The organism is Rhizobium sp. WW_1 (assembly GCF_003610155.1).
In the GTDB taxonomy this organism is placed as follows: Bacteria; Pseudomonadota; Alphaproteobacteria; order Rhizobiales; family Rhizobiaceae; genus Rhizobium; species Rhizobium tropici_A.
The window spans coordinates 67,708-79,799 of record NZ_RAIN01000016.1; the positions used below are offsets into that span (position 1 = coordinate 67,708).

At 60.2% G+C, this 12,092-nt stretch carries 10 protein-coding genes; 3 read left to right on the forward strand and 7 right to left on the reverse strand.

What is annotated here, in order from left to right; translation table 11 throughout:
• Positions 1 to 18 precede the first annotated feature (18 nt).
• From tssF to tssA, 7 genes are all read right to left on the reverse strand, one after another.
• Positions 19 to 1,800, reverse strand: coding sequence for a type VI secretion system baseplate subunit TssF (gene tssF, locus BJ928_RS30830; protein WP_047635129.1), 1,782 nt, complete (start codon positions 1,798 to 1,800; stop codon positions 19 to 21).
• The gene (tssE, locus tag BJ928_RS30835) at positions 1,793 to 2,302 is read right to left on the reverse strand and encodes a type VI secretion system baseplate subunit TssE (protein WP_047635131.1); all 510 of its coding nucleotides are present in this window, start codon (positions 2,300 to 2,302) and stop codon (positions 1,793 to 1,795) included. The genes tssF and tssE overlap by 8 nt, the downstream gene beginning before the upstream one ends.
• On the reverse strand, positions 2,295 to 3,119 hold the full coding sequence (locus BJ928_RS30840; RefSeq protein ID WP_047635133.1) for a type VI secretion system accessory protein TagJ: 825 nt from the start codon (positions 3,117 to 3,119) through the stop codon (positions 2,295 to 2,297). The genes tssE and BJ928_RS30840 overlap by 8 nt, the downstream gene beginning before the upstream one ends.
• Positions 3,116 to 4,519, reverse strand: coding sequence for a type VI secretion system contractile sheath large subunit (gene tssC, locus BJ928_RS30845; protein ID WP_245432630.1), 1,404 nt, complete (start codon positions 4,517 to 4,519; stop codon positions 3,116 to 3,118). Before tssC (BJ928_RS30845) ends, BJ928_RS30840 begins: the two co-directional genes overlap by 4 nt.
• 48 nt (positions 4,520 to 4,567) lie before the next feature.
• A complete protein-coding gene (gene tssC / locus BJ928_RS30850) occupies positions 4,568 to 6,046 on the reverse strand; it encodes a type VI secretion system contractile sheath large subunit (RefSeq protein WP_047635136.1) in 1,479 nt (492 codons plus the stop codon).
• Between the two features lie 111 nt (positions 6,047 to 6,157).
• On the reverse strand, positions 6,158 to 6,673 hold the full coding sequence (gene tssB, locus BJ928_RS30855; protein WP_047635139.1) for a type VI secretion system contractile sheath small subunit: 516 nt from the start codon (positions 6,671 to 6,673) through the stop codon (positions 6,158 to 6,160).
• A 105-nt stretch (positions 6,674 to 6,778) separates the two neighbouring features.
• Complete coding sequence (tssA, locus tag BJ928_RS30860) at positions 6,779 to 7,828, reverse strand: type VI secretion system protein TssA (RefSeq protein ID WP_082011963.1); 1,050 nt, start codon at positions 7,826 to 7,828, stop codon at positions 6,779 to 6,781.
• A gap of 229 nt (positions 7,829 to 8,057) precedes the next feature.
• Here tssA and tssH point away from each other — a divergent pair, with 229 nt between their 5' ends.
• From tssH to BJ928_RS30875, 3 genes are all read left to right on the forward strand, one after another.
• Positions 8,058 to 10,799 carry a type VI secretion system ATPase TssH gene (gene tssH, locus BJ928_RS30865; protein ID WP_047635144.1) on the forward strand — a complete coding sequence of 914 codons (2,742 nt, stop codon included), beginning with the start codon at positions 8,058 to 8,060 and terminating at the stop codon, positions 10,797 to 10,799.
• Between the two features lie 65 nt (positions 10,800 to 10,864).
• Entirely contained in the window at positions 10,865 to 11,341 is a 477-nt protein-coding gene (locus BJ928_RS30870; protein ID WP_047635147.1) for a type VI secretion system tube protein Hcp, read from the forward strand.
• 158 nt (positions 11,342 to 11,499) lie between these two features.
• The gene (locus BJ928_RS30875) at positions 11,500 to 12,090 is read left to right on the forward strand and encodes a hypothetical protein (RefSeq protein WP_047635150.1); all 591 of its coding nucleotides are present in this window, start codon (positions 11,500 to 11,502) and stop codon (positions 12,088 to 12,090) included.
• The last annotated feature ends 2 nt before the right edge of the window (positions 12,091 to 12,092 follow it).

Consider the following 12,092-nt stretch of genomic DNA (forward strand, 5'->3'; position numbering starts at 1 on the left):
CTTTCGATCACCCTTCCGTCACAATAGCGGCCGCTCGGCGGCGCGGGCCGGCCAGACGGCGATTGGCTTTGTTTGCCCCTTCATCGAGACGGAGAGGCGGGTGAAGCTGTTGATCGAGGTGTAAAGCCCGAAGAACCGGTCGAGAACGCTGCCGAAGAGATAGGCCGAGGGCCGGTCGATGGCGGCCGGATCGAATTCCAGCCGGATATCTGTGCCCGTCACCATCCCGCCGCTGCCAAGCCGCGTCATTGAGCTTTTCGCCTCAACCCGAACCAAAGCGTCGGCAAGCTGCCGGGTTTCGCGGCTGTCCCTGAACGCATAAAGCGCCAGAATGTCTTTCAGCGCAGCCCCGTCATTGTCGAAAATGGACAGGTGGTTCAGCTGAAGATGCGACATCAGCCGCCAATTGCGGCCTTGCTGCTCGTTCATTCGGACCGATGGCGTAGGTGCCATCAGCGCCTCGACCGAACCGACTGCCTCGCTGCCTGAGGCAAGCTGCAGATAGGGATGGCCGCCGCCGAACGGCAACTGCTCGGGCAATTCGCGATTGAGGCACAGCGCGTCGATGCTGGCGATCTTGTCGATCGGGCCACTTGGCCGGCGCGCGCGATCGACGAAGGTAATTTCCATGTCGGACGTGTGGTCGTCGGCATCGAAGCGGCGAGCGCACTGCCAGAACAGCGAGGAAGCTCCGCCCTTCAGGCTGCGACCGAAGAAGGGTTGGCACTGTTCCTCGTCTCCGGTACGCCCGGATACGACTACTTTCTCGATCGCATAGATCTCCCGCGTCTTCTGCCGTCTGGCATCCGGCAGGACGCGATATTCGGTGCGCGTGCCGTCGAGTGCGATCGGTTCGCATTTCTGGCGAAACAGATTGACGATCGGCGTGGCATTGAGGACGAAATCGCGGGCAGAAATGTCGCGCTCCAGCTTCGCGCTGGTTTCGTCGAGATAGATGAAGATCTCCAGCGTCTCACCGCGCCAAGCCCTCAGACCGACAATGTCGATAAAGAGGAACTTCTGCGGTAGGGCGAAGAATTCCGTCAGCAGGCGGTAGCCGGCAAAGCTTGCGCTGGGGTAGGGCAGAATTGCTTCGTCCGGCTCGAAGCCGACAGCCTGCAGCGCTTTGGCAGGCAGCATGACCGGGGAGCGGTCGTCGGCATGATGGGCAAGCGCGATACCAAGCGTGTGGTTGACCAGAAGCTCGTGAATGGCGACGGCCTGCTGCCACGACGAGCCGATGTGAAGCCGTAACCTGTCCAAGCCGATCTCGCTAAATGGCTTGTTGGTATCGCGCGCCCGGATCGACAGGCGCAGGCAACCGGCGGCACCGGCGTGAGACGATGGCGGCGCACTGATGGGATGGCCGGTCAACGAAGCCGAGACGATCTCGATCGGGGCAACCTGCGTATCCTGCGTCGTGCGGAAGCGGCAGCTTTCGCCGCCGATCGGCTCTGCGAAGATTTCCGTATGGCGCGGTACGGTCTGGATGGATGCGAGCGTACTGCTGGGCGTAAAACGCACGATGCTCATCGACGGCAGCGGCGCCAGATAATGCGGATAGAGCGTTTCGAGCAGCCCATCGGTCAGTTCAGGAAATTCATCGTCGAGCTTCTGGCGCACGCGGGCTGCCGAATAGGCAAAGCTCTGGATCAGGCGCTCGACATGTGGATCATCGGCAACCTCGCCAGTTACGCGTAGACGGCCGGCAATTTTCGGAAAGGCATCGGCAAAACGTGCGGCCCTCCGGCGAATGGCGGCCAGCTCGTCGTTGTAGCGCTGCAGGAAGCCGTCAGCCATTATTCGCCTCCACCAGGAAGCGCTGCGTCGATGGGTCGATTGTCGATTCAAAGCTGATCGGTGGCATGCCCTCATGCACGCGGAAGGTCGCGTGAATGCGCAGCCGCAGGGCGCGCTCGCCATTGCCGCGGCTCTTAAGGATGCTCACCTGCACGTCGGTAAGCCGCGTTTCGAACAGCGCGATGCGCCGCTCTATCAGACGGGCAAGCCGGCTCTTGGCTTCGTCGGTGACGAGATTTGCCGAGACCATGCCGTCGACGCCGAATGATACCAAAGCATCGCCGAGCTCGTCATAGTTTGAAGGCGGTGCGTTCGGCCGGCGCCGGGTGTTGAGCAGGGCTTCGAGGTCGCGGCGAATGCATTCGCGCAGTTCGCGCAGCTGTTCGGCTGCCGTCTGCGGCGGGTCCTGCAGGCGATCGGGATTGTCGTCGATCAGTCGATCGATGATCGATCTGGCGACGATCCTTTCCCGCGGTCTGTAGCGCTCCAGCGGATCAACCATGGACGGCGCGCCTCGTCTCACCGGCGGTGGACGCAACTTCCAGCGACTTCAGATCATGGAAGGAGACCAGATCGTCGCCCGCGAGGAAACACTTCTGTCCTCGTCCGGTGGTGATGCCGGTCGGTTCGTCGACCCATTCCGTCTCGCGGCCAAGCAGCAGTTTTGCTCCCGTCGTGCCGTGATAGATCGCCGGCAGAAGTACAGGCGCGTTTGCCCCATCCACGAGTTCCAGCTCCGCCCGCCGGAAGGCAAGATCGCGCGGGCGGGCGATCGGCTCGACGCGAAGAGCCGCGATCCTGGAGAAATCAATCCAGAGATAGGCGCCGCCAGTCATGATAACTTCGAGAGCGTGCGGAATCCGATCGTCGAGATCGCGTAGGTCGGAGACGAGTCGGCCATTCCAATTCATTGGCCTCTCGCCACGAATTTCCTCCAAGGACTGCAGCGCTGTGACCGTATCCGCGGAATGGTCGCGATGCGCGATTGCCACCTTGATCGCTGCCTGATCCAGGGCGGTCGGGCCGTGCGGAAATTCCGGTGCCGCAGCTTCGTCGAACCAAGCCGAGCGTGCCGCCATTGCCCGTAATTGATTGCGCAGCATGGCAAAGCCCATGACATCTTCCGGTGCAAACGTCGTTGCAAGGTTGCATTGAGCGTCGGCGCGAGCGTAATCGCCGGCAAGGATCAAAAGATCGATGAGGAGATGTCGACCGTCCTTGTCGGTGGGTGCCGCTTTGACATGCGCTTTCGCCAGCCCGATCGCATCGTCGAGCGCGTTCTCGCTGAGAGCTTCGGCGATCTTGGCGGAGAGCGTCATGCGGACATCCTTTGCGGTGTGCTTGCGGGGCGAGCGAATGCGTAAGTCGCGTTTGCCGTCTCCGCGATGAGGTGAAAACTTGTCGAGACGTCATCGAGCTGGAAGTGCGGTTGGAGCCGCACCGTGCAAGCAAACATGCCCGGCTTGCCGGGAATCTCGTCGACGCTGATGCCGGCCGAGCGTAGCGGGAAGCGCGTGCGCAGCGAGAGATCCGCATCGTCATTGCCAAGCGTATAGGTCGACAGCCAGTCGTTCAGCTTGCGTTCGATCGAGGCGCTATCGGCCAGTTTGCCGATATCATCGCGCATGATGACTTTGAGATAGTGCGAGAAGCGCGAGGCGCAGAGCACATATTGTAGCATTGCCGCGATGCGGGCATTCTGCCGCGCGTGCTCGCTCGAATAATGCGGCGGCGCATGCAGCGACTGATTGGAGTTGAAGATCGCCGAGGAGGAAAGATACGTTGTTGCGATAGGCACGATGCCGAGTTCGCTGAGCTGCTGCTCCTGTCCGTTGGTTAGCCGTATCTCGACGGGAGCCTGCTCCGACAGCCCATTGCTTTCGATGCCGAGATCGTAGGGGGCGAGCTCCTCCGTGCTCAGCATGCCGCCGTCGATGACATCCTGCGTCACCCCGCGGATATCCGCAAACCAGCCGGACTCGATGAAATTGCGAATGACGATCATCGCGAAAGCGAAAGCGCCGTTGCCCCAAAGCAGAGTGCTGCCATCGGCGGCGACGCTTTCGCGGAACGGAAACTGATCGTCGCGCTCGCGGGAAAACGCCTCATAGGGCGCGCGCATCAGAATCCGTGGTGCGACCAGCCCCAGGAAGCGAGAGTCATCACGGGCGCGAAGCCCGTTCCAGCGGATGCGATTGGGATCATAGGCAAGCCACGAGAAATCCTGGACGCGATTGAGCTCATCGAATTCCTGGAGGCCGATTGCTTGTGGCGCGGCGGCGGCCACGAAAGGGCAGAAGGCAGCAGCTGCGGCCATGCTGATCTGGGTCAGTGCACCCACAGTATCGCTGCCGGCCGACCCTTGCGGCGAGAGTTCGTAATCGCCGATCAGGAGGCCGAAGGGCTCGCCGCCGGGCATGCCGAATTCGCGGCTATAAATCAGCTCGAACAGATGGCTCTGGTCGAACTCCGTCGTCCGCTCGAGATGCCGCGTCAGCTGGGGCCAGCTGACGCTCAGGATCTTGACCTTCACCTCTTCGGATCGGCCGGTGTGGCGCATGAGCATGGCAAGCCCACGCCACCGCGCTTCCATCGCCTGGAATTCGGGATGGTGTAAAATGGCGTTGACCTGCCTGTTGAGCGCATCGTCGATCATGGCGATCACGCGATGCACCTGACGCGGCCAGGCTGCTCTCGGTTCCATCGTTGTCGCGGTCATGGGCGCTTACTGAAGGCGCGCGGCGAGGAGATCGCCGCGCTACCTCTCCTAGCTCTTGCTCGGGATACGGGCGACCATGCGGAGCGAAGTGGTCAGCTCTTCCATCTGCAGCCAGGGACGCATCCAGGCGACGGCGTTGTAGGAGCCCGGCTTGCCGGGCACTTCCTGAACCGTGACCTTCGCATCGCGCAACGGATACTTGGCGCGCGATTCCTCGCCGGCATCGTCGTTGGCGTTGACGTAGTTGGCGATCCAGCGGTTCAGCCAGTTCTCGCAATCCTGCGCTTCCATGAAGGAGCCGATCTTGTCGCGGCCCATCACCTTCAGGTAATGCGCGAAGCGAGAGGTGGCCATCATGTAGGGCAGGCGGGCGGAAACGGCGGCATTGGCCGTTGCTTCCGGCTTGTCGTAAAGCTTCGGCTTATGCGTCGTCTGGGCGCCGAAGAACACGGCGTAGTCGGTGTTCTTGTAGTGGCAGAGCGGCAGGAAGCCGAGCTTGCCGAGTTCGGCGTCGCGACGGTCGGTGATGCCGACTTCGGTCGGGCACTTGAGGTCGAGGTCGCCATCATCGCTCGAGAAGATGTGCATCGGCAGGTTCTCGACCTTACCGCCGTTTTCCGCGCCACGGATCGCCGTACACCAGCCGCTCTGGGCGAAAGCGTCCGTCAGCCGCGTTCCCATCACGTAGGATGCGTTCATCCAGCAATAGGAATTGTGGTCGAGCTCGCCGGTCTTTGAATGTTCGGTTTCATCGAAACCGAAGTCGTCGATCGGATTGGTCTTCGGGCCATAGGGCATGCGGGCGAGAACGCGGGGAAGGGCGAGTGTGACGAAGCGCGAATCCTCGCTGTCGCGCAGGCTGCGCCACTTGGCATACTCGACCGTTTCGAAGATCTTTTCGAGATCGCGCGGGCGGGCAAGTTCGCGGTAGTCGTCGAAGCCGAACATGCGCGGGCTGGCGGCCGAAATGAACGGCGCGAAGGCAGCGGCCGCGATCGACGAAATCGCCTGCAGCGTCTGTACGTCATCGAAGGAATTGTCGAATTCATAGTCGCCGATCAGCGCACCCATGGGTTCGCCGCCCGGCGTGCCGAACTCGTCTTCGTAGATCGACTTGAAGAGCCGCGACTGGTCGAACTCCACGGCCTTTGCCAGATCCCTGGAGACGTCGCGCTTGGAGGCGTTCAGCACGCGGATCTTCAGATTGACGCTGGTCTCGCTGTTCTTGACCAGGTAGTTGAGGCCGCGCCAGCTGCCTTCGAGCTTGGCGAATTCCGGCGACTGCATGATCGCGGCAAGCTGGCGGGAGATTTTCCGGTCAAGCTCGGCAATCGCCTTGTTGAGCGTGACGGTCAGGTTGCGATCATAGGTAACGGTGCCCTTCAGAGCCTGATCGGTCAGCGTCCTCAAGAGATCCTGGGCACGATCGGGTTCGGTCTGGCGGGTGGCGGCGACGATCTGCGACAGGAGGTTTTCCTCGGGCGCAAACTCGGCCTCTTTGGTCTTCAGTTGGCTTTCAGCGCTCATTGTTCGATCCTTGCGGAAAATGCGGGCGATAGTGGTTGAGCTTATTGCCTGCCGCTATCGGCTGCTTGAAACGGGACTGGGCGACCGACGCTTACGGATCGCCGATGATGATCAGCTTGCGGCAGCGGGCTTTTCGGCCAGACCGAGCTCGGACATCAGCTTCGAGAGATCGGCCTTGTTCTGCAGGACGTCTTCAAGCAGCCGTTCCAGCTCTTCCGAGCGGTCCGCCTTGCTCATGAGATCGCGAAGCTGATTGCGCGCATCGAGAAGCGCCTTCAGGGCCGGGACCTGGCTTACGACCGAGCCTGGCTCGAAATCCTCCATGCTCTCGAACTTCAGCGAGACGGGCAGCTGAGAGCCATCGCCCTCCAGCGTGTTTTCGACCGATATGTTCAGGCCAGGCGTCATGCGGCGCATCACGTCGTCGAAATTGTCGCGGTCGATCTGAACGAACTTGCGCTCGCCGAACGGTTTCAGCGGCTGGGTCGGGTTGCCCGAGAAATCGCCGAGAACGCCGACGACGAAAGGCAATTCCTTGATGACCATGGCGCCTTCAGTCTCCACTTCGTACTTGATGTGGACCCTGGGCTTGCGCACTCGCTCCAGCTTTTCGTGAACACTCGCCATAAAATTTCTCCTTCAATGCCAGCGGCAATTTGCTTTTTCACATGTGGCGCAACTCGACTTTGGAAAGGGCGGGTTGCAAAAAGTTCAGGACGACGGTTGCATTTCTCAGCCATTCTTGTTCGGTTTCAGCTGAATCCCCGCCGCTGTCAGCACGGCGTTCCGTGCCTGCTGTTCCGGCAGCAATTCGGCCAGTAGTTCGGAAAAATCCATGCGGCCGCGTCTAACCATCGTCTCGATCGACATCGAGATCGGCGAATGCGGCTCGGTTCGGCGGAAGTAGCGTGCGACCGAAAGCAGCAGCTCGAACGCCTCCTCGCGTGAGCCGATCTGCTCGGCGCTCGAGGGGCGCTGGCGGCCTTGAGCTTGATCGCCGGTGCCATCCTGCTGCTGCGGGTCGGCAGCGGTCTCAGTTGTCGCGTGTATTTCGATGCCGGCGAGAGCGCGAAGCGCCAAGGCTGCCTCCTGCAGGACGTTGTGGGTATTGGAACTCGGCGGTGCCATCTGCCCGCAGCGCTCGTTGAGGATGGATACGAGCCGATCGAAGGCGGCAAGGCAGCCATTGACCATTTCCAGATGCAAACTCATCGCGGCCGTGCCGGCTTCAAGGACGGCTTGGTTCAGCTCATCGCGCCGTTTCACCTCGTTGGGTCGCTGCGAGAGCTGGAAATCCCATAGGGAAAACTGGCCGAATTTGGCCTCGGGAATGAGCGGCGACAATCTGATGGCTTGGATGATGGTGCCTTCGCCGCCGATGCCGTTGAGACCGGAAAGCGGCGCTAGGCGCTCTTCGAGATCGTCTGCTCCGACAGAGTGAAACTTCTCCCAGTGCTTGTCTAAAAGCGACGCGATAGCAAGGTAGACGTCCCGCAACCCCTCGAATCCGCGCTGACGTAATTCAGCCTCAGCCAACCATGCTAATACTTCGAGGTCCTTACTTTTTGAAGAAATAATCTGCAATCCGAGATTGCTGACGTCCGACCAAAGAGGTGAAAGGCTAATATTTTCGCCTGGTGATATACCTCGTTCTGCAGCACGCGCCTGGTTTCTCGCGTCCTTTATTCTATAGTATATTTCACGCATAGAAGTATTGCTGCGCATATTTTCTCCGCATGGCGCACTTTCTTCAAATGGAGTTTCTATGTCGCGAACGTTGATCAGGTGATTAACTCCGTATCACAAAATACATTGTCAGAGGGCGTGATAGTTAGGTCGATATATTCCTTTGTCAACCATGACTATTCTGCAACACAATTGTGACGATTCGAGTTTGTGGTTGAGCGAAAAATTTTATGTTTCGATCTGGACGCCTGGGAATAACCGCCCTAGTTGTTGCCGCTGCATGGAGGGTACAGTTGAAATGAAACCAGAAGGAGGAAACTTCTAAGTGTCCAACATCGATCTCAATCGTCTGATCAGAACGCTTGAGCCCGCATTGCGCGTTGGTCTCGAGGCTGCGGCATCGCTGGCAGCACGCGATCGGCATGCAAATGTCGATGTCGCACATTGGATACTATCATTGCTGAACGTATCCGAAGTTTGCTCATTGTTTGAAGAGCTTAGCATTTCAACACAGGCGCTCCGCAACGAGCTCGATAGCGCCATTGCCGACCTGCCGAGGGGGGACGGAAGCGCGCTGGTGCTCTCTCAAAATCTGCTTGGCCTGATGCGCGAAGCATGGCTCGTCGCTTCGCTTCAATGCGGGCGAAACAGTATCACTCTGGTCGATCTTCTGACCGCCTTGACCGACGATCAATCCTTGCGAATCATGGCACGAGGCATGGCGCCCTCGCTGCGGAATCTCGATCGCAACGTGCTCGAAAAGCGGTTGAGCGCGGTTTCCTCCTCCGACGCGACGCCACCGGTCCAGGCTTCCGAAGCCGTTTCCGCCGCCGAGAACGAATTCCTGCGTCTCTACACACGTGACATGACGTCGGATGCGAGAGCTGGACGCGTCGATCCTGTTATCGGACGCGACCGTGAGCTGCGTCAGGTCATCGATATCCTGATGCGCCGTCGGCAGAACAATCCGATTTTGGTCGGCGAGGCGGGTGTCGGCAAGACGGCGGTTGCCGAAGCGCTGGCGCTTGAGATCGCGGCCGGCAACGTGCCAGACATGCTGAAGCCGGTGCGGATTCTGCTTCTCGACCTCAGCCTGCTACAGGCAGGCGCTGGCGTGAAGGGTGAATATGAACGGCGCCTGCACGGCGTTGTCGCAGCCGTGAAGGCCTCGGCGGAACCGATCATCTTGTTCATCGACGAGGCGCATGGCTTGATCGGCGCCGGCGGGCAGGCCGGGCAGGGCGATGCCGCCAACATCCTGAAGCCGGCTTTGGCGCGTGGCGAACTCAGGACAATCGCAGCAACGACCTGGAGCGAATACAAGCGCCATATCGAGAAGGATGCGGCGCTGACCCGGCGTTTCCAGCTTGTTCAAGTGCTTGAGCCTGACGAGGAAACGGCAATCCGCATGTTGCGCGGTGTGGTCGGTAGCTTCAAGGCCCATCACAAGGTTCGCATTCGCGACGAGGCGCTGGCCGCCGCCGTTCGCCTTTCAGCGCGATACATTCCCGCGCGGCAATTGCCGGACAAGGCGATCAGTCTCATCGACACCGCCGCCGCCGCGGTGTCTCTGGCCCGCCAGACTGTGCCCGAGGCGCTGAAGGAATTGCGCAACGAGCAGGAGATGCTGGAGGCTGAAGCCGTAGCGCTGTCTGCTGAACCGCCGACTTCGGAGCTTGTTGAGCGCCTTGCTGTCATCGAGAGCGAAAAGCGCGAAGCGGCGACCGAGATCGAGCGGCTTCAAGCCAAGCTTGATGCTGAGATCAGGCTATCGGGGGAGGCGGACCGCATCGAGGCCTCGCTCGCCGATCCCAATACCCAGCAGGCGGAAGAGGGCGCTCGTACGCGCGGCGACAATGTCGCGCTCTTCCCACCGAACGGCTCGTCCCTTGATGTGGCGCGTGCGGCCCTGGTGCAGGCTGAACGCAACCTGGCCGATATAGCGGGCGAAACGCCATTGGTTCCCCGCGTGGTCGACAAGGAAGTCATTGCCGGTATCGTCGCGCGCTGGACCGGCATTCCGGTCGGCAAGCTGCTGTCGGATCAGGTAGAAACCGTCAAGACGCTTGATGTCAGGCTTAAGGAGCGCGTCCTCGGACAGGATAGCGCGATCGGGCGGATTTCAGCCGCGATGCGGTCCGCGCGTGCCGGCCTTTCCGATCCGCGCCGCCCGCCCGCCGTTTTCTTGCTTGTTGGCATGTCTGGGACGGGCAAGACCGAGACGGCGCTTTCGCTCGCCGATCTCCTTTATGGCGGCAGCCAGTATTTGACGACTATCAACATGTCCGAGTTCAAGGAGGAGCATAAGGTCTCGCTGCTCCTCGGATCGCCCCCCGGCTACGTTGGCTATGGCGAGGGTGGTGTGCTGACCGAGGCCGTGCGCCGCCGTCCCTATGGCGTCCTGCTGCTTGACGAGATCGACAAGGCGCATCCGGGTGTCCAGGAGGTGTTCTACCAGGTCTTCGACAAGGGAACTTTGCGCGACGGTGAAGGCCGCGACATCGATTTCAAGAACACCACCATCGTGATGACCGCCAACACCGGCTCGGAATTGCTGGCCGCGCTCGCGGCTGATCCGGAGACGATGCCCGAAGGCGAGGCGCTGGAAGCGCTGCTGCTTCCAGAGTTGCAGAAGCAGTTCAAGCCCGCCTTCGTCGGCCGTACGACCGTTCTGCCCTTCATGCCGCTTGATGGCGAGACGCTGAGCGGGATCGTCGATATCCAGATCGGCCGTATCCGCGATCGTGTCGCTGCTTCCTACGGTACCAGCGTTTCGCTCGCTCCTGAGGCCCGCGAGGCGCTGGTCGGCCGGGCCAAGGCAAGCGAAATGGGTGCGCGCGCCATCGAAACCATGATCGGGCGCGATCTTTTGCCAGAGCTTTCAACCTTCTTCCTCGACGCGGTTGCGGCTGGGCGCAAGGTTGGCGGCATCACCATCAGTTTTCACGATCACCGGTTTCTCATCGAGGAGGACGAGGCGATCGGCAAGGAATTCGCCGGCCCCGAACAAGGTGGCACGACGAATGAGGCAGCCCCGGACGAACACAACGCCCGGATGCGGCATTAGACGGAAAGGCAACCCCGCCCTGCAGCGACAGGGCGAATTCAAATCCCAACAGGAGAGTTCAGAGCATGCCGATTTATCTGCAGATCGACGGAATTCAGGGCGATGCAACCCACGAGCAGCACAAGAAGTGGATGGATATCGAAGTCATCCACTGGAACGTCGCGCGCAACATGAAGACGTCAGCCGGTTCGGCGGCGAACCGCGAAGCTTCCGAGCCCACCGTTTCGGAAGTCATCCTGACCAAGGTCAGCGATTCCTCGTCGACCAAGCTGTTCCAGGAAGCATGCTCGGGCCGTACCGGCAAGCAGGCTGTGATCCACCTGGTCACGACCGGCAACCCGGGCGACACCTACATCGAGTACACGCTCACCAACACGCTGATCGCCAGCTACTCGGTCGATTCCAACGGCGACCGTCCGGTCGAGACGATCAAGCTCAACTTCACCAAGATGGAAGTGAAGTACACGCCTTACGACGACTCGCAGACGCCGCAGTCGCCGATGATCGCTTCTTACGATCTGGCAACGACCAAGGCTGCCTAAGACTATCCATGAAACAGAGGCGCCGACCGACTGTGCCGGCGCCTCTGCATCGTCCGAATGTCTGAAGTCAATCACGGCACTTGGTGCAGATGTATCCGATATCGCACATGCGGTCGGGGGCATCTTGTGGCCGTTCGGGAAAGCTAGGAGATCGTCCCGTGAGTGGATTGCCGATAGATAAAGTGTCTTTGACGCCACAGCATTTGATCGTTGAATATACGTCGACCGAGAGCATCTTCGGCATGGTTGCGCCCAGCTACAAGATCAAGGGCGTGAAGGTCGTCGGTACAAGCCATTTCCAGGTCATGCGCTACGTCTATACGCTTGCGCTGGTCGAAGATGTCTATTTCGACGGCAAGAAGCTCCAGGAAATGCCTGGTTTCCGCCAGCTTCTGACCGAATGGATACAGCCGGGCCAGCATATTGTCAGCGTTCCGAACGGCAAGACCAGTATCGTTCATGCCTATACCGGCAAGAAGAACATCATCCAGGCGACCGCTCTGGAACATTACAAGGCCTCGGTTCCACTGGCCTTTCTCAACATTTTCGGTAACGACCCGGCGCCGGACAAGGTTCTTTACGGCAACCCTGCGGTGCCCTTCATCCAACAGGGCGACGACAAGCCGATGGCGGCTGCCTATTACAATAGTCAGTCCAAGCGCTTCGAAATCCTGCAGCAGTTCGACCGGTTGACACTCCTGCAGAATTTCCAACGCCGCTTTTCGCAGGCCATGTCGGCGACCGGGTAATT